At 73.5% G+C, this 17673-nt stretch carries 17 protein-coding genes; 10 read left to right on the plus strand and 7 right to left on the minus strand.

Features of this window, described 5'->3' with window-relative positions; translation table 11 throughout:
* Position 1 precedes the first annotated feature (1 nt).
* Entirely contained in the window at positions 2-856 is an 855-nt protein-coding gene (locus AB0B01_RS20890; RefSeq protein WP_361720960.1) for a class I SAM-dependent methyltransferase, read from the minus strand.
* 414 nt (positions 857-1270) lie between these two features.
* Between AB0B01_RS20890 and rpsA the strand changes: the two genes are divergently transcribed.
* From rpsA to AB0B01_RS20910, 4 genes are all read left to right on the plus strand, one after another.
* Positions 1271-2779, plus strand: a complete 1509-nt coding sequence (gene rpsA / locus AB0B01_RS20895) for a 30S ribosomal protein S1 (protein WP_361720963.1) — start codon at positions 1271-1273, stop codon at positions 2777-2779.
* Between the two features lie 305 nt (positions 2780-3084).
* Positions 3085-4023, plus strand: a complete 939-nt coding sequence (locus AB0B01_RS20900) for a PAC2 family protein (RefSeq protein ID WP_361720966.1) — start codon at positions 3085-3087, stop codon at positions 4021-4023.
* Between the two features lie 81 nt (positions 4024-4104).
* Positions 4105-4716 (plus strand): dephospho-CoA kinase, encoded by a 612-nt coding sequence (gene coaE / locus AB0B01_RS20905; protein ID WP_361720969.1) that lies wholly within the window; start codon positions 4105-4107, stop codon positions 4714-4716.
* A 101-nt stretch (positions 4717-4817) separates the two neighbouring features.
* Positions 4818-5219, plus strand: coding sequence for a tetratricopeptide repeat protein (locus AB0B01_RS20910; RefSeq protein WP_356849030.1), 402 nt, complete (start codon positions 4818-4820; stop codon positions 5217-5219).
* Between the two features lie 121 nt (positions 5220-5340).
* Here AB0B01_RS20910 and AB0B01_RS20915 read toward each other — a convergent pair whose 3' ends face one another.
* Positions 5341-5598, minus strand: a complete 258-nt coding sequence (locus AB0B01_RS20915; RefSeq protein ID WP_361720973.1) for a DUF6343 family protein — start codon at positions 5596-5598, stop codon at positions 5341-5343.
* A 216-nt stretch (positions 5599-5814) separates the two neighbouring features.
* On the opposite strand from AB0B01_RS20915, the gene AB0B01_RS20920 reads away from it, so the two are divergent.
* Entirely contained in the window at positions 5815-8649 is a 2835-nt protein-coding gene (locus AB0B01_RS20920) for a DEAD/DEAH box helicase (RefSeq protein WP_361720976.1), read from the plus strand.
* Positions 8646-9851 (plus strand): SWIM zinc finger family protein, encoded by a 1206-nt coding sequence (locus AB0B01_RS20925; RefSeq protein ID WP_361720979.1) that lies wholly within the window; start codon positions 8646-8648, stop codon positions 9849-9851. Before AB0B01_RS20920 ends, AB0B01_RS20925 begins: the two co-directional genes overlap by 4 nt.
* On the opposite strand, the gene AB0B01_RS20930 is transcribed toward AB0B01_RS20925, so the two are convergent.
* Positions 9832-10380 carry an HAD domain-containing protein gene (locus AB0B01_RS20930; protein ID WP_361720982.1) on the minus strand — a complete coding sequence of 183 codons (549 nt, stop codon included), beginning with the start codon at positions 10378-10380 and terminating at the stop codon, positions 9832-9834. The genes AB0B01_RS20925 and AB0B01_RS20930 overlap by 20 nt on opposite strands.
* Before the next feature lie 194 nt (positions 10381-10574).
* On the opposite strand from AB0B01_RS20930, the gene AB0B01_RS20935 reads away from it, so the two are divergent.
* Positions 10575-11216, plus strand: coding sequence for a chaplin family protein (locus tag AB0B01_RS20935; RefSeq protein WP_361720985.1), 642 nt, complete (start codon positions 10575-10577; stop codon positions 11214-11216).
* On the opposite strand, the gene AB0B01_RS20940 is transcribed toward AB0B01_RS20935, so the two are convergent.
* Positions 11172-11891 (minus strand): DUF2293 domain-containing protein, encoded by a 720-nt coding sequence (locus tag AB0B01_RS20940; protein ID WP_361720987.1) that lies wholly within the window; start codon positions 11889-11891, stop codon positions 11172-11174. The genes AB0B01_RS20935 and AB0B01_RS20940 overlap by 45 nt on opposite strands.
* A 148-nt stretch (positions 11892-12039) precedes the next feature.
* Between AB0B01_RS20940 and AB0B01_RS20945 the strand changes: the two genes are divergently transcribed.
* The gene (locus tag AB0B01_RS20945; RefSeq protein ID WP_361720990.1) at positions 12040-12504 is read left to right on the plus strand and encodes a cupin domain-containing protein; all 465 of its coding nucleotides are present in this window, start codon (positions 12040-12042) and stop codon (positions 12502-12504) included.
* Here the strand turns inward: AB0B01_RS20945 and AB0B01_RS20950 are convergent.
* Positions 12468-13913, minus strand: a complete 1446-nt coding sequence (locus AB0B01_RS20950) for a WGR domain-containing protein (protein ID WP_361720993.1) — start codon at positions 13911-13913, stop codon at positions 12468-12470. The two genes, AB0B01_RS20945 and AB0B01_RS20950, sit on opposite strands and share 37 nt — an antisense overlap.
* Before the next feature lie 91 nt (positions 13914-14004).
* On the opposite strand from AB0B01_RS20950, the gene AB0B01_RS20955 reads away from it, so the two are divergent.
* Complete coding sequence (locus AB0B01_RS20955; RefSeq protein WP_361720996.1) at positions 14005-14658, plus strand: uridine kinase; 654 nt, start codon at positions 14005-14007, stop codon at positions 14656-14658.
* Between the two features lie 567 nt (positions 14659-15225).
* On the opposite strand, the gene AB0B01_RS20960 is transcribed toward AB0B01_RS20955, so the two are convergent.
* Together AB0B01_RS20960 and AB0B01_RS20965 are read right to left on the minus strand one after the other, a co-directional pair.
* A complete protein-coding gene (locus tag AB0B01_RS20960; RefSeq protein ID WP_361721034.1) occupies positions 15226-16143 on the minus strand; it encodes a PfkB family carbohydrate kinase in 918 nt (305 codons plus the stop codon).
* Between the two features lie 29 nt (positions 16144-16172).
* Positions 16173-17132, minus strand: coding sequence for a pseudouridine-5'-phosphate glycosidase (locus AB0B01_RS20965; protein WP_361720999.1), 960 nt, complete (start codon positions 17130-17132; stop codon positions 16173-16175).
* Between the two features lie 168 nt (positions 17133-17300).
* Here AB0B01_RS20965 and AB0B01_RS20970 point away from each other — a divergent pair, with 168 nt between their 5' ends.
* Positions 17301-17663, plus strand: a complete 363-nt coding sequence (locus AB0B01_RS20970) for a cupin domain-containing protein (RefSeq protein WP_361721002.1) — start codon at positions 17301-17303, stop codon at positions 17661-17663.
* Positions 17664-17673: the final 10 nt, after the last annotated feature.

Genomic DNA, 17673 nt, shown 5'->3' on the forward strand with positions numbered 1-17673 from the left:
GTCAGTCCTCGGGTCGTTCGCAGACGAAGATCGCGGTGCCGGGGATCAGGTTGCCGCGCAGCGGGGACCAGCCGCCCCACTCCTGGCTGTTCCATTCGGGCCATTCCGGCTCGACCAGGTCGAGCAGGCGGAAGCCGCCCGCCACCACGTCGCGGACCCGGTCGCCGAGGGTGCGGTGGTGCTCGACGTACACCGCGCGCCCCTGCTCGTCCTGCTCCACGTACGGGGTGCGGTCGAAATAGGAGGCGGACACGGACAGCCCCTCGGGGCCGGGCTCGTCGGGGAAGGCCCAGCGCACGGGGTGGGTGACGGAGAAGACCCAGCGGCCGCCGGGGCGCAGGACGCGGTGCACCTCGCGCATCACGTTGATGGGGTCGGCGACGAAGGGGACGGCGCCGTAGGCGGAGCAGGCCAGGTCGAAGGAGCCGTCGCGGAAGGGCAGCCGTCCGGCGTCGGCCTCCACCAGCGGGACGTCCTCGCCGATGCGCAGGGCGTGCTGGAGCTGGCGGTGGGAGAGGTCCAGGGCCACCGGGCGGGCGCCCTGGGCGGCCAGCCAGCGCGAGCACTGGGCGGCGCCGGCGCCGATCTCCAGGACGGTCTTGCCCTTGAGGGAGGCCGCCGGGCCGAGCAGGGCGGCCTCCGCCTCGTCGAGGCCCTCGGGGCCCCATACGAAGCGGTCGTCGCCGAGGAAGGCCCCGTGCTCGCTCTGGTAGTCGTCGGCGTTGCGGTCCCACCAGCTGCGGCTCGCCCGGCTGCTCTCCGCTTCGTCGGCGTCACGGCGCGTGGCCTCGGCGTCGTCCTCGGCGCCGGCGGCGGCCTGGTACGCGTCTTCGGGGGCGTAGTCCTCTTGGTTCATGGGGCCCGTCGTCGTAGTCTGCGGATGTCTTCGGACGTGTCTTCGGATGCGTCGTGAGTGGTGTGCGCGGCCGTGTCTCCGCGGAACTTTCCGGCCGGAGGCAGAAGGCCACCGGCGTGCTCCCGCCCACGAATTGTGCCGGTTATGCGGTGATCCGCCCGGGGTGTGCGCCTTCGCGCATTGACCGTGTCCGGCTGCCCCCGTATGCTACAAGTTGCGCTGCGAGCCTGTGCTCCTCAGACCTAGCAGGCTGCGCTTGCATCTGTTGATGACCCCTCGGTTTTCGAGGCCCTTGCCGCCTTCGGCGGAATCTGGGGCTTCCTTGGCTGTCCGGCTTCTTCGGCAGATGCCGATAAGGGCTCCCGGCGTAGCAGTACCTACGACTTTCTGTCCGTAACCGGAGCCCTTTCCCACATGACGAGCAGCACCGAGACCACCTCTACCACTCCGCAGGTAGCGGTCAACGACATCGGTAACGAGGAAGCCTTCCTCGCCGCGATCGACGAGACGATCAAGTACTTCAACGACGGCGACATCGTCGACGGCGTCATCGTGAAGGTCGACCGGGACGAGGTCCTGCTCGACATCGGTTACAAGACCGAAGGCGTGATCCCGAGCCGCGAGCTCTCGATCAAGCACGACGTCGACCCGAACGAGGTCGTCAAGGTCGGCGACGAGATCGAGGCCCTGGTTCTCCAGAAGGAGGACAAGGAAGGCCGTCTGATCCTGTCCAAGAAGCGCGCTCAGTACGAGCGTGCCTGGGGCACGATCGAGAAGATCAAGGAAGAGGACGGCATCGTCACCGGTACCGTCATCGAGGTCGTCAAGGGTGGTCTCATCCTCGACATCGGCCTCCGTGGCTTCCTGCCGGCCTCCCTCGTCGAGATGCGTCGCGTCCGCGACCTCCAGCCCTACGTGGGCAAGGAGCTTGAGGCGAAGATCATCGAGCTGGACAAGAACCGCAACAACGTGGTCCTGTCCCGCCGCGCCTGGCTGGAGCAGACCCAGTCCGAGGTCCGCCAGACGTTCCTCACCACCCTGCAGAAGGGTCAGGTCCGCTCCGGCGTCGTCTCCTCGATCGTCAACTTCGGTGCCTTCGTGGACCTGGGTGGCGTCGACGGTCTCGTGCACGTCTCCGAGCTGTCCTGGAAGCACATCGACCACCCGTCCGAGGTCGTCGAGGTCGGCCAGGAGGTCACCGTCGAGGTTCTCGACGTGGACATGGACCGCGAGCGCGTCTCCCTGTCGCTGAAGGCGACGCAGGAGGACCCGTGGCAGCAGTTCGCCCGGACCCACCAGATCGGTCAGGTCGTCCCGGGTAAGGTCACCAAGCTGGTTCCGTTCGGTGCGTTCGTCCGCGTGGACGAGGGCATCGAGGGCCTGGTCCACATCTCCGAGCTGGCCGAGCGCCACGTGGAGATCCCGGAGCAGGTCGTCCAGGTCAACGACGAGATCTTCGTCAAGGTCATCGACATCGACCTTGAGCGTCGCCGGATCTCGCTGTCGCTGAAGCAGGCCAACGAGTCCTTCGGTGCCGACCCGGCGTCGGTCGAGTTCGACCCGACCCTGTACGGCATGGCCGCGTCCTACGACGACCAGGGCAACTACATCTACCCCGAGGGCTTCGACCCCGAGACCAACGACTGGCTTGAGGGCTACGAGACCCAGCGCGAGACCTGGGAGCGCCAGTACGCCGAGGCGCAGGTCCGCTTCGAGCAGCACCAGGCTCAGGTCATCAAGAGCCGCGAGGCCGACGAGGCCGCTGCCGCCGAGGGCGCTGCCGCCCCGGCCGCCGGTGGCAACGCCGGTGCGAGCATCTCGGGTGGCTCCTACTCCTCGGAGTCGGACGAGACCTCGGGCGCCCTGGCCTCCGACGAGGCCCTGGCGGCGCTGCGCGAGAAGCTGGCCGGCGGCCAGAGCTGATCGCAGCACGACGCACGCACCGCGCTGCGGTGTGAGCTGAGCTGAAAGGTAAGGCCCGTCCCCTCTGGGGGGCGGGCCTTACTGCTGTTCGGGGCGGGCGGGGCGCGCCGCTGTGCAAGGCGGGCCGGGCTGCGGTCGCCGGTCCGGCGCGCGGCCGGTCCGGCGCGCGGCCCGTCCCGGCGCCCGGTTTGTCCGGGCATGGGCGGCCGGTGGCCTGTTGCGTTCCTGTGAAAGGGCCAACTGGGGAATGGTGTAGCCCTCTTGGACGTTCTTGGCAGGGAAGGCGGCGAGGAGGAGTGGTGGCGGTGCTTGATCCACGAGGTTTGTACGAATGGGATGCCAAGGGCCTGGCGGTGGCGGACCTGGCGTTGGCCCAGGACTCGGCCGGGCTGGTCATGCTCTACCACTTCGAGGGATACATCGACGCGGGTGAGGCCGGTGAGCAGATCGTCGAGCGGTTGCTCGACACGCTGCCGCACCAGGTCGTCGCCCGTTTCGACGCCGACCGGCTGGTCGACTACCGGGCCCGGCGCCCGCTGCTGACCTTCCAGCGCGACCACTGGACCGAGTTCGAGGAGCCCCGGCTGGAGGTCCGCCTCGTGCAGGACGCCACGGGTGCGCCCTTCCTGCTGCTGTCCGGCCCCGAGCCGGACGTGGAGTGGGAGCGCTTCGCAGCCGCCGTCCGGCAGATCGTCGAGCGGCTCGGCGTGCGGCTCTCGGTCAACTTCCACGGCATCCCGATGGGAGTCCCGCACACCCGGCCCGTGGGCATCACCCCGCACGGCAACCGCATCGACCTGATGCCGGGCCACCGCAGCCCGTTCGACGAGGCGCAGGTACCGGGCAGTGCCGAATCGCTGGTCGAGTTCCGCCTCGGCCAGGCCGGGCACGACGTGCTGGGCGTCGCCGCCCACGTACCGCACTACGTGGCCCGCTCCCCGTACCCGGACGCCGCGCTGACCGTGCTGGAGGCGATCACGGCGGCGACCGGGCTGGTCCTGCCGGCCGTGGCGCACGCCCTGCGGACCGAGGCGCACCGCACGCAGACGGAGATCGACCGGCAGATCCGCGAAGGGGACGAGGAGCTGGTCGCCCTGGTCCAAGGTCTTGAACACCAGTACGACGCGGCGGCCGGGGCCGAAACCCGGGGGAACATGATCGCCGAGCCGGCGGAGATCCCGTCGGCGGACGAGATCGGCCGCGAGTTCGAGCGGTTCCTCGCGGAGCGCGAGGGCGAGGGCTGACCATGGGGGCGCGGAGCCGCGCCGGCGACGCCGTGCGGGGTGCCGTACGGCGGCGGGGGCGCGGGGTCTAGGCTGCTGGGCATGCTGAAGGTGGGCCTGACAGGCGGAATCGGCGCCGGCAAGAGCGAGGTATCGCGGCTGCTGGCGGGGTACGGGGCGGTCGTCGTGGACGCCGACCGCATCGCGCGGGAGGTCGTCGAGCCCGGGACACCGGGGCTCGCGGCGATCGTCGCGGCCTTCGGGGAGTCCGTCCTGACCCCCGAGGGCGGGCTGGACCGGCCCAAGCTCGGATCGATCGTCTTCGCCGACCAGGCGAAGCTCCAGACCCTCAACGCGATCGTGCACCCGCTGGTCGGCGCCCGGTCGGCCGAGCTGGAGGCTGTCGCGGGGCCCGAGGCGATCGTGGTGCACGACGTACCGCTGCTCGCGGAGAACGGCCTGGCGCCGCTGTACGACCTGGTGGTCGTGGTGGACGCGGCGCCGCAGACGCAGCTGGCCAGGCTGACCGGGCTGCGCGGGATGGCCGAGGAGGAGGCGCGGGCCCGGATGGCCGCGCAGGCCACGCGTGAGCAGCGGCTGGCGGTGGCCACGCTGGTGATCGACAACGACGGGCCGCTGGCGGCGCTGGAGCCGCAGGTGCGCGACGTCTGGGAGGAACTCGCCGCACGGGCGGCCGCCGGAAACGGGGCCTGACCGGCGGACCGGCCGGTCCCGGTCGGCGGCCGGGCCGGGCCCGTCGGAATGCGGGCGGGGCGGTCGGCGTTGAACGCGCGGGGAGAGGGAAGGAACAGACCGTGTCCGACACCACGCCGCAGCCGGCGCCGCAGCCTTCGCCGTCCGGCGCGTCCCCGGAGACGCACGTCATCGACTACCGGGCCGCCGAGCAGCTGCTGGCCGCGCGGGACCCGCGCGGTGCAGTGAAACTGCTCGACTCGGTCATAGCCGCCCACCCGGAGAACACCGCGGCCCGGCTGCTGCGCGCCCGGGCCTTCTTCGCGTCGGCCCAACTGCGTCCGGCGGCGCTGGAGTTCGAGCTCGTGCTGGAGCGGGAGCCGGACAACGCGTTCGCGCACTTCGCGCTGGCCCGCACCCATGAACGCGCGGGCCGTCCCGCTCAGGCCCGCAAGCACTTCCGCCTCGCCGCGGCGCTGGACCCCCAGCCGGACTACCTGGCGGCGGCCCGCTTCGAGGAGTAGGCCTCGGCCGAGGCCCTCGATGCCCCGGCGGTGGGCGGCTGTACAGGGCGGGCCGTGGCCGTCGGTGGCTGGGCGGCTCGTCCGGGACGGGCCGGCCACGGCGGCTGTACGGCGCGTTCCCTCAGTGTCTGGGCGGCTCGTACGGCGGGATGTCGGGGCCGGGCTGGTAGTGCGGGCCCTGGTGGATGTGGTGCACCACCACCATCAGGTCGATGGCCGCGAGCACCGCGACCACCCCGCAGGCGGCAGCCCAGCCGGGGCGGCCGACCATCGAGAAGGCGGCCGTGCCCGCGGCAGCCCAGACCAGTCCCCACAGGCTCAGCCAGAACCGCAGCCGCAGCGGGCTGCGTGCCGTCACCGGCTCGTTTCCGGAACGCATGACCATCGCCTCGCCGTCATCGTCCTACGCCCTCCTACCCATGCTGCCACCGCTGCACCACCCGGGCGGCTGCACGGCGGGCCACGCCCCGCACGGCGGGCTCCGATTCCGGCAAAGGCCCAGGCCGGGAGCGGTGTCAGTGAGGCCGCCTAGACTCGGCGGCAGAGCAGATCCGTCGGGTGGGGCACCCGGACAGCACCAGGAGAGGGGGACACCATGGCAGCGCAGGCCGAGGCGCCGGCAGCCGCCCTGCTGCGGCATGCCGCCGTGTTCCTCCCCGCCCCCGTCCCCCGCGAGGCCCGTATCGCCTTCTGGGCCCCCGACGGCGACGCCCTGCCCGACACCGGGACGCCCACACCGCTCACCGTGGTCCGCCCCCACGGCACCGGTGTCCGCACCCGTACCGTTCCCGCCGTGACCCTGCCCCTCGGGGCCGCCCTGCCGCTGCTCGCCCGCGCCCCGCGCAGCCCCGCCGCGCATCCGGCGGCCCGGGCCTGGGGCACGGCCGCCGTGCAGGCCCTCGGTCTCGTGGCGCGCGGCCGGATGCTCCCCGGTCTCACCGCCGACGGGGTCGACGCCTGGCGGGCCGGTCCGCTCGACGCCGAGGACATCGGCCACCTCCGGGCGGTCGCCGCCGCCCTCCCGCCCGAGGGGCATGCGGTCCCACTGCCCGGACGGCGCCCGCTTCAGTTGCCCGAACCGGAGGCTCTGGTGCGGGCGTTCCTCGACGCCGTCGCCGACATACTGCCCCGGACCCCGGCCGCGCCCGTGGCCGCCGGGAGGCCGTTCGCGGCCGCGGAGCCGCAGCAGGTCCGCGCGATGGAGGCCTGGGCCGCGCAGGTCGCGGCCGGCGCCGACGCCGGGGTGGGCATCTCCCTGCGGCTCGACCTGTCCTCCTTCGAGATCTTCGATACGCCGGAGGAGCCCGGGGAGAGCGACACCCGCCGGGCGGGGGCCGCCGTGGTCCAGGTGCACAGCCTCGCCGACCCCACCCTCGTCACCGACGCCGCGCAGCTGTGGGCCGGCGCGTCCGCCGCCGGGTTCGGCCCGCGCGCCCGGATCGATGCCGTCCTCGCGCTGCGCCGGGCCGCCCGCGTCTGGCCGCCGCTGCTGCGCCTGCTGGACCAACCGGTCCCCGATGCCCTCGCCCTCTCGGACCCGGAGCTCGAAGAGCTGCTGGGCGTGGGCGCGAGCCGGCTGGCGGCCGCCGGGGTCGCGGTCCACTGGCCGCGCGAGCTGGCCCGTACGCTGTCCGCGACCGCGGTCGTACGGTCCGCCGCGCCCGGATCGGCCACCGACGGCACCGCCTTCTTCGACGCCGACCAGCTCTTCGCCTTCTCCTGGGAGCTCGCGCTCGGCGGCGACCGGCTCACCCCGGGGGAGATGGACGCGCTGGCGCAGGCCCACCGGCCCGTGGTGCGCCTGCGCGACCAGTGGGTGCGGGTCGATCCGGAGCTGGTGCGCAAGGCGCGCAAGCGCGAGCTCGGACTGCTGGACCCGGTGGACGCGCTGGCCACCGTACTGACGGGGACGGCCGAGGTCGACGGCGAGCCGGTCGAGGCGGTTCCCGTCGGGGCGCTGGCCGCGCTGCGGGAGCGGCTGACCGGGGAACTGGCCCCGCTGCCGCAGCCCGCCGGACTGAAGGCGACCCTGCGGGACTACCAGGCCCGCGGCCTGGCTTGGCTGGACCTGATGACCTCGCTCGGCCTCGGAGGCTGCCTCGCCGACGACATGGGCCTCGGCAAGACCGTCACCCTGATCGCGCTGCACCTGCACCGGGACCGCCCCGAGCCGACCCTCGTCGTGTGCCCGGCCTCGCTGCTGGGCAACTGGCAGCGGGAGATCGAGAAGTTCGCCCCGGGGGTGCCGGTACGGCGCTTCCACGGCGCCGGCCGCAGCCTCGACGGACTGGCCGGCGGCTTCGTGCTCACCACGTACGGGACGATGCGCGCGAGCGCGGCCCGGCTGGCCGAGCAGAGCTGGGGCCTGGTCGTCGCCGACGAGGCGCAGCACGTCAAGAACCCGCATTCGGCGACGGCGAAGGCGCTGCGCACCCTGGCGGCGCCCGCCCGGGTGGCGCTGACGGGCACCCCGGTGGAGAACAACCTGTCCGAGTTGTGGGCGTTGCTCGACTGGACCACGCCGGGTCTGCTGGGACCGCTCACCACCTTCCGGGCCCGCCATGCCCGCCCCGTGGAGCACCAGCAGGAGGAGGACGGTGGCAATGAGGCGGCCGTTGCCCGGCTGGCGGCGCTGGTGCGGCCGTTCCTGCTGCGCCGCAAGAAGTCCGACCCCGGTATCGCCCCCGAGCTGCCGCCCAAGACGGAGACCGACCACCCGGTCTCCCTCACCCGCGAGCAGGCCTCGCTCTACCAGGCGGCGGTGGACGAGGCGATGGCGGTGATCGGGGCGAGCGAGGGCATCGAGCGGCGCGGCATGATCATGAAGCTGCTGGCCTCGCTCAAGCAGATCTGCAACCACCCGGCGCAGTACCTGAAGGAGGAGCAGCCCCGGATCCCGCACCGCTCGGGCAAGCTGGCCCTGCTGGACGAGCTGCTGGACACGATCCTGGCGGAGGACGGCTCGGTCCTGGTCTTCACGCAGTACGTGACGATGGCCCGGATCATCGAGCGGCACCTGTCGGCGCGGGGGATCGCGCACCAGCTGCTGCACGGCGGCACCCCGGTCGCGCGCCGGGAGGAGCTCGTGGACCGCTTCCAGTCCGGTGAAGTCCCGGTCTTCCTGCTCTCGTTGAAGGCGGCGGGTACCGGGCTGAACCTGACCCGGGCCGGGCATGTCATCCACTTCGACCGCTGGTGGAACCCGGCCGTCGAGGAACAGGCCACCGACCGCGCCTACCGCATCGGCCAGACCCAGCCCGTCCAGGTCCACCGGATCATCGCGGAGGGCACGGTGGAGGACCGGATCGCCGAGATGCTGGAGGCGAAGCGTGCCCTGGCCGACGCCGTCCTCGGTTCGGGCGAGGCGGCGCTGACCGAGCTGACCGACCGCGAGCTGGCCGACCTCGTCGCGCTGCGGAGGCCAGCATGATCACCGCGCGGGACGACCGCCGCCGGACCTTCGACGCCGTGCCCGCCGGGGTGGAGGCGGTCAGCTGGTGGGGCCGGGCCTGGGTGTCGGCCTTGGAGGAGACCTCCCGCGACCCGGCCCGCCTCGCGCGGGGGCGGGCGTATGCGGTCGAGGGCCACGTGGAGTCGGTCACGGTCACCCCGGGCCGGATCGTCGCGTACGTCCGGGGCAGCCGGGCCCGCCCGTACCGGACGGAGCTGGCGCTGAGCCCCTTCCCCGACAGTGTCTGGAGCGAGGTCCTGGAGGAACTGGCGGCCGACCCCGGGGCTCTGGCCGCGCTGCTGGAGCGGGAGGTTCCACAGTCGCTGGCGGGTACCGTCATGCCCGGCGCGGGCGAGCTCCTGCCCCGCTGCTCCTGCCCGGACACGGGCCGTCCGCCGTGCAAGCACGCCGCGGCCCTCTGCTACCGGGCGGCGCGCCTGCTCGATGAGGACCCGTTCGTCGTGCTGCTCCTGCGCGGCCGGGGCGAGCGGGAGCTCCTCGACGAGCTGACCCGCCGCAGCGCCGCCCATGCGGCCCGCGAGCGGCCCGCGCCGGCACCCGGCCTTCCCGGCGTGCCGGCGCGGGCCGCGCTCGCCCGTGGCGTGCTGCCCCCGCTGCCGGCGCCGCTCGCCCCGCCGGCCGCGGCCGGCCTCCCGCCCGCCTACCCGGCCGATCCCGCCGCCCCGGACCCCCTCGCCCTGGAGCAGCTCGCCACGGACGCCGCTGCCCGGGCCCTCGCCCTGCTCACCACCGGCGAGGACCCCTTCGCCGGGCTCACCCTCTGGCAGGACGCGGTCCGCCTGGCCTCCGCCCACCCCACCGCGGGGCTGACCGGCGCGGCCCGCACCCTCTACCGGGACCTGGCGCGCGTCACCGGCCGCACCCCCACCGACCTGGCGCGGGCCGCAGCGGCCTGGCGCCAGGGCGGGCTGCCCGCACTCGACGCGCTTGAGGAGCCGTGGGATCCGCCGGCCGGCCCCTTCGACCGGGCGCGCCCGGCGCTCCTGGCCGCCTCCCTGGGGGCGTTCCGACCCGACCGCAACCGCCTCACCGGCCACACCCGCCAGCTCCGGCTGGGCCGCGACGGCCTCTGGTACGCCTACGAGTCCCGCCCGGGCACCGACGACTGGTGGCCCACGGGCAGCCCGTCGGCCGACCCCCTCAGCGCCCTCCTCGGCTGAGCTGCGCCGCCCATGCGGCGAGGGCATCGAAATCGCGGGGGCGCAGTCCCCGGCGGGGGCGGATGCGCAGTAGGAGGGCCGGGGCGGGGTGGCGGGCGGCGACCCACGCGCGGTCCCGGGAGCTGATCATGTCGTCTACCCAGGCGAAGGGACGGCCCGCGGCCCAGTCCAGGAGGGGGCGGGTCTTCCAGGAGAGCCCGTCGGGGTCACGCGCGAAGAGTTCCGGCCATTCGATGACGGGAAGATCGGCGGGTAGTCCGATGTGCGGGGCGATCATCGTGTTGGCCTCGTGCATCCATGTGGTGGCCCACACGAGTTCGTAGGGCAGGGCGAGCAGGCGGGCGCCGTGGGCGGGGTGGAGGCGGACGTGCAGGCCGCGCTGCGCGCTGCGCGAGTCCGGGGGCCGGCGGGACATCCAGACGGCCGGGCGCATCCGGTGGCTGGTGTATCCGCGCAGGCCGGCCAGGGGGGAGCGGAAGGGGTTGAGGGGGCCGTCCACATCCAGGAGCAGCAAGGGGCGAACACTCATGAAGGAGGCCCTACCCAGTACACGATGGAGTGAAATGCCCACCGGCTCTATAACCCGAATGGGTTTACCGCGTTGTTCCGGTGCGGGTCCAACACCCGTCACTCCTCCGGAAAGCAGGGAAACTGATGCGTCACAGTCGTCGGAATGGCTTGATCGCCACGGTGGTTGCGGGAGGCGGACTTGTGGTCGCGGGTGTGAGCGGCTTCGCCTATGCCGACGCGGATGCCGGCGGGGCGGCCGAGCGTTCGCCGGGGTTGCTGTCCGGGAACCTGGTGCAACTGCCGGTGCACACGCCGGTGAATGTGTGCGGCAACACCGTGAGCGTGATCGGCTTGCTCAACCCGGCCGCGGGCAATCGCTGTGCCAACGGGCAACCGGGGCCCTCCCAGCCGTCCTCGGAGCCCTCGCACCCGGCGAAGCCGGGGACCGCGAACGGGGGCGGTGCGCACGCCGCCGCAGGGGGAAAGGATTCGCCGGGCGTCCTGTCCGGCAACGGGATCCAGCTCCCGGTCGACCTCCCGCTGAACGTGAGCGGCAACTCCGTCAGCGTCGTCGGAGTCGGCAACGGAACCGGGGGCAACACCTCCGTCAACGGCACGCCCAGCAGCCCCAAGCCGTCCCAGCCGTCCCAGCCGACCCGGCCCACCGAGTCATCGCGGCCCGCCGTCCCGTCCCAGCCGGCCGCCGCGGGGCGGCCCCTCACCCCCGCCGCACCGCCGCAGCACGGCCCGGCGCTCGCCCACACGGGGGCCGAAGGCGTGGGCTACCTGCTGCCCGGCGGCGGCGCCCTGCTACTGGGCGGAATGCTGCTCTACCGCCGCTTCCGCCTCGGGTAGGGCCTCGCAGGACACCTGCGGTGGTGGCGGTGTCCGCCAGGCGTCCAGGACCGCGTCGATCTGCGGGGCCAGGCGGGCCCGGGCCGCGAACCGCGGTACGCCCGCCATCAGCAGGGCGTCGTACTCGGTGTCGACATGCCGTACGGCAGCCCGGACCGCCACCGACACCGCCGGCCCGTCCAGCGCGCGGCCGGCCGCGGTACGGCCGACCCGGCCGCTGCCGCGCACCGAGGCGTGGGCCGCGATCGCCTGCGCCCGCTCGGCCGGGCATCCCGGGAACAGCCGCAGTATCTCGGCGGCGAACGCCGCCGTGAACCGGACGTCCTCGGCCGCGCGGCGCAGCCGGTCGCGCTCCCGGCGGCGGGCCCGTGCCTCGGCATCCGCGAGGCAGGCGCGCTCCGCGCGGGCCAGGGCCGGTTCCTCGACCAGGATGCCCTGGCGTTCGTAGCGGCGGCGCCGCTTGTTGAAGCGGACGACGACGGCGGACAGCGAACTGGCCTCGCGGGCCCGCCGGGAGAGCGCGGCGTCCCCGCGCGGCAGGTACACGAGGTGTCCGAGGTCGGCGCAGTCCAGACAGCGGGGCACGCCGACCTCGCGGACGAGATGACGCATCGGTCCCTGACGGCACTGCGCGCAGTGGACCGCCTTCAGCGACTCGAAGACCACGAGGCTCATGCCGATGTGATACCGCCACCGGGTCCTCTTATCACCTTGCCGCACACCGGGGTTGGGGTTTGACGAACTCTCCCTCGATGTCCGGATGTCCCTCTACCGTGGGTGGACGGGGCTGCGGTATGGCCGTACGGCCCATGAAGGAGGACACATGGGCGGGCAGCAGACGACGGCGCGGCTTTCCAGAGCGGAGGCCCGAGCAGCCGACCGGGCGGCGGCGCGGGTGCGGACCCGAACGAAGCACCTGGCCGGGCAGGAGGTCGTCATAGAGCCCGGCGGTTGCACCGGCTGGCACTTCCACGAGGTTCCGCTGATCGCACTGGTCCGATCCGGGACGCTGACCCGCATCCTGCACGACCACACGGTCGTCGTGCACCGGCCCGGGGACAACTTCGTCGAACCCCCGGGCATCGAACACGTCCACCTGGGCCGCAACCTCGGACCCGACCCCGTCGTGCTGTACGTGACCTCCACGCTCGCCGAGGGCGACGCCTTCTCCATACCCGCCGCGGCCCCGCCGGGCGCCGCACCGTGTTCCTGCCCGGGGTGCCTTCCCCGCACCCCGGGAGGCAAGCCCGCTCACACCAGGCGGCGTATCTCCCCGCGCACCCGGTAGAAACCGCCCGAGGCCGCATGCAGCCCGTCCACCACGTACCGGGCGCCGGGCTCCCGGATCCCGCGCGGGAACTGCACGTTCCAGTGGGGCTCGAAGCCGCCCGACACCACCTGGACCCGTATCCGGCCACCCTGCTGGACGCACTCCACCACCACGCCGTCCGCCGGCGCCGCGGCCACCGAGACGGTGGCCACCGCCGAGGCGGACGCCGCCGGGGTGAACACCGGCAGCGCAGCGGCCGACTTCACGTCCACCGCCGTCGGCACCGAGCCCTGCTGGGCCGCGGCTATCGCCGCCTCGCTCGCATCCACGCAGACCAGCGAGCCGTCCGTGGTCACCAGGTACAGCCGCTCGTCCAGGTACTGCATGGACAGCGCGGCCCCGCTGCCCGTGCCGAGCTTCCACAGCCGCCGCCCGTCCGCGTCGAAGCAGTAGACGGAGGAGGCGAGGTCGCCGGCGAACACGTGCCGCCCGTCGGGGGAGGTCGCGCAGGAGTACACCGCCGCGTCACAACGGTACGAGGCCTCCACCGCGCCCGTCGCCTTGGACAGCCGCTGCACCGTATTGCGGCCGGTCCCGGCGAACACCGCGTGCTCCTCCTGCCAGCCGAACAGCACCGAGCCGTCCGTCGCTGTGTGCCACAACTCCTTCCCGCCGTCAGGTGCGTACGCCGTGACGCCTCGGCTGTCGCCGTGGTAGACCGCGCGCTCGTCCGCCCGCACCATCCATGCGTTGGAGCCCGACGAGCGCCGCGACCACTGGAACTCGTCCTCGTGGTCGATGACGGTCAGCCCGCCGCTGCGGTCCGACACGCTCAGCACGCCCTCGTGGATGTCGAGCCAGAAGATGTCCACGTCCGCCGCGATGTCGTACGCCCCGAACGGAACCTTCGACGACAGGTCGTACACCGTGCCGTCGTCACAGCCCGCGTATATCCAGAACTCGTCCGCCACCAGGCACTTCACCCCGTCCGGCAGCGCGTACCGGGCCAGTACCTCGCCGCCGTGGCTGAGCGTGTAGACGTCCCCCGCCTGGTTGCCCACCCAGCAGCGGTCCTCGTCCACATGGATCCCGAACGCCGAGGACCCGGTACGGAAACGCCACAGCACCGGAGCCACCGCGCGCGCCGTCGACGGCGCGGCGGTGACCTGCCGACGGGTCACCGCCCGGGCGGCGCGCCGGCCGCGCACGGCCGGCGCGTACCCCTTGCGGACCTTCTCGCCGATCTTCTTCGCAGCGGCCGCCCGGGCCTTCTCGGCGGTCGGGAACGAGGAGCTCTGCAGCTGGCCTTCCGCCCCGATGCGGCCGTACCGCACCGAGACGGCCGTGCCGTCCACCGTCACCTCGTAGAACTTGTGCGCTCCGCCGCCGTCCTGCGACAGCTCCAGATAAGTCGTCTCGCGAGCCATGACAGACCCCTCCCCAAGGCCGGGCCAACGGCTCCTTCCCGCCGGTGATCCCTCGTCAAAAACGCTAAGGCCCACCACTGACAATGGGCACGTGCAGCTGGAAGCGATCACATGGCAGCGGATGGCCGAGCGGCTCGCCGGTCACCTCGACGAACACAAACCCGGGACGGACCAGGCGAGTTGGCAGCGCGTGGGGATCGACGGCGCGCCCGCAGCAGGCACCGGGCTGCTCGCCGGGCAGCTCGCCGACGCGCTGCGGCCGCGCGGCCGCTCGGTCCTCGTGGTGGCGGCCGAGGGATTCCTTCGCCCGGCCTCCCTCCGCTTCGAGTACGGCCGCGAGGACGTGGACGCCTACCTCGGCGGCTGGTACGACACGGCCGCCCTCTGGCGGGAGGTGTTCGGCCCCACCGACCCGGGCGGCACCGGCAGGGTCCTGCCCGACCTCTGGGATCCGGTGACCGACCGGGCCACCCGCAGCCCGTACACGGAACTGCCGCCGGGCGGCGTCGTGATCGTGCACGGTCCCCTCCTGCTGGGCCACTGGTTCCCCTTCGACCTCAGCGTGCACATCCACCTCTCCGCGGCAGCCCTGGCCCGCCGCACGGAGGAGTCCGCGCGCTGGACCCTGCCCGCCTTCGCGCGCTACGAGTCCGAGACCGACCCGGCCTCGACCGCCGACGCCCTGGTGAGGGCCGACGACCCCCGCCACCCGGCGTGGACCGGCATCCGCGGGGATGCGCCCTGAGCGGCGGCGGCCGGCCCGAGCCCTGCCGTCGGGTCACCGGCGTACCCGATCCGCAACAGCCGATCCCCGCCCGGTGACGACCGCGATCAGGCCATCGTCGTGGCCGATACCGGACGCTACGTTGACGGGAACGCTTCAACGGCGGCCACGCCCTGGCCCCTTGGCAGAGGAGACGGCAAGGAGCAGAGGCCCCAAGGCAGCGGCACTGGCCGCGCCGGCCCTGTGCGCGAGGCCGATCTCGCCGGACGAGATCGCCGTCTACCGCTACACCCCCGAAGGCGGCTTCCACAGCCTGATCGTCAGGCACGGCCACCGGGGCTGCCCCGGTCCGGGCGGTGCCGCCCACTTCGAGACGGTCGGCGTGGAGACCTTCATCCCGATCGCCGAGGACGCCGAGATCACGGCTCTCACCCCGATCGTCGCAAGCCCGGTGAGCAAGCCGATCACCCTCCACGAGCTCACCGAGTGGCTCGTCACCCACCCGACAAGGGCCTGGTGTTCCACTACAACGTGGGCACGTCGGGCGCGATCGAGACCCTCGGCCAGGAGGAATACCTCGCCTGAGGCTTACGGGCGTCCGCCCAGCCGGGTGACCGCCTGGGCGGCGGTGCGGCAACCCGCCCGGGCGGCTTCCGCCGGGCCGGCGCCCGCGAGCCGGGCTGCGAGGAAGCCGCCGGTGAAGGCGTCGCCGGCGCCCGTCGAATCCACCGCCTCGGCCGCCTCGGCGGCGATCTCGGCCGTGACCCGGCCCGCCTCCGCCACCAGGGCCCCCGCCGCGCCCCGGGTGACCACCACCAGCGGGAACCGCCGGCTCAGCTCCGCCGCCGCCCGCGCCGAACCGGCCGGTTCCGGCAGCCCGGCCAGCAGCCGCGCCTCGTCCTCGTTGGGCAGCAGGACATCCGCCCCCGCCACGGCGTCGAGGAAGCGCTGGGGGCCCAGCGTGACCAGGAACCCGGCCGAGGCGGGGTCGACGCTCACCGGCACGCCCCGGGCCCGGGCGGCGCGCAGGGCGACCAGGGCCAGCTCGCGGCTGCTGTCGGCGAAGAACAGGTAGCCGGACAGGTGGAGATGGCCGACCCCGTCGAGCAGGGCGGGCGCCCAGTCCGCGGGCGAGAGCCGCAGCGCGGCCCCGCTGTCGGTGAGGAACGTACGCTCGGTGTCCTTGCCGACCAGCGCCACCACCGTGCCCGTCGGCTCGGCCGGGTCGACCACCAGATGGGGCCGCACCCCTGCGTCGAGCAGCGCCTGCTCGTGCCACTGCGCGGACTCGGTGCCCACCCGTGCGAGGAGGCGCACCTCCGCGGCCCCCGCCCGGACCGCCCAGCACGCCGCGTTGGCCCCGGCGCCGCCGGGCAGGGTGCGGATCCGGGCCGCCGTGTCCGTGGCCGGGGCGAGCGGTTCCGGATGTATCGCCACCACGTCCGTGACCACGTCCCCGACGACGAGCAGCGCCCCGGCGGACCCCGTCCCGGTGGCCCCCGCCACAGCAGCCCCCGCCTCGCCCCCCGCCGCGGTCACGCCCGGTCCTCCCGGTCCGCCCAGGCTCCCGCGATGCGGGCACCGAGCGCCACGTTGCCCCGTACCGCCGCGAGGTTGGCCTCCAGGGAGGCCCCGCCCGTCGCCCGCACCAGGAACCCCAGCAGGAACGGGGTCACCGCCTGCCCCGTGATGCCGCGCTCCCGGCACGCGTCGAGGGCCTGGGCCAGGACCCGGTCGTGCAGGCGCGGATCCAGCTGCTCCGCCTCCGCCACCGGATTGGCCACCAGCAGGGCCGATCCGGCGCCGCCCAGCCGGTCCTGAGCGGCCATCACCGCCGCCACCTCTTCCGGGCGGCTCACGCTCCAGTCCACCGGCTCGCCGGAGCTGGAGAGGTAGAAGCCGGGGAAGTGATCCGTCCCGTAACCCAGGACCGCCACCCCCAGCGTCTCCAGCCGCTGCAAGGTGGCCGGCACGTCCAGGATCGATTTCACGCCCGCGCACACGACCGTGATCCGCGTGCGGGCCAGCAGCGCGAGATCGGCCGACTCGTCCTGCGTCTGCGCCCATTCGCGGTGTACGCCGCCCAGTCCGCCCGTGGCGAAGACCCGCAGCCCGGCGCGCGCGGCCAGGAACGCCGTCGCGGACACCGTCGTCGCCCCGGTCGCCCCCGTCGCGAGCGCGGGCGCCAGATCCCGGTGGCCGAGCTTGCGCACGCCCTCCCCGGCGGCCACCCGCTCCAGCTGGTCCTTGTCCAGCCCCACGTGGGCCACGCCGTCCAGGACCGCGACCGTCGCCGGAACGGCTCCTTCCGTGCGGACCAGCGCCTCCAGCTCGGCGGCCACCGCCAGATTGCGCGGGCGGGGCAGGCCGTGCGCGATGATCGTCGACTCCAGGGCCACGACGGGCCCCTGCCGGTCGAGGGCCTCGCGTACTTCGTCGGACAGAACCGGGACCGGTCCGGGGACGCCTGATGCAAATGCTGTGTGCTGTGACATGTCCCCATCCATGGCACGGGATTCCCCCCGCCAAACGCCTTCCCGGGCCGACGGTCCGAACCTGTCCCATGAGCGCTGCCCGGTGGACAGGGTGACGCATGCGGCGGGGCGACGCTGGACGGTTCGGCCACCGCGGTCCGCCGGGCGTGCGGACTACGCTGGCGCGCCATGAGCACCAGTGAGCACGCCCCGGCCTCCTTCGCCGTGTCCGTTCCCGATGCCGAGCTGGAGCCGGAGGACCTCGACCCCGCCCAGATCGTCTCCGGCGAGCCCGTCGTGACCGGCAAGGTCCTGTGGGAGTCCCCGGACGGCAGGCAGCTGCGCGGCATCTGGCAGATCACCCCGGGCGTGGTCACCGACACCGAGGCCGACGAACTGTTCGTGGTGATCAGCGGCCGGGCCACCATCGAGGTCGAGGGCGGCGCGACCCTGGAGGTGGGACCCGGCTCCGCCTGCGTGCTCCGGGAGGGCGACAAGACCACCTGGACCGTGCACGAGACGCTGCGCAAGGCCTACCACATCAACCTCTGAGCCTGGCTGT

The sequence above is a fragment of the Streptomyces sp. NPDC044571 genome, assembly GCF_040647115.1.
In the GTDB taxonomy this organism is placed as follows: Bacteria; Actinomycetota; Actinomycetes; order Streptomycetales; family Streptomycetaceae; genus Streptomyces.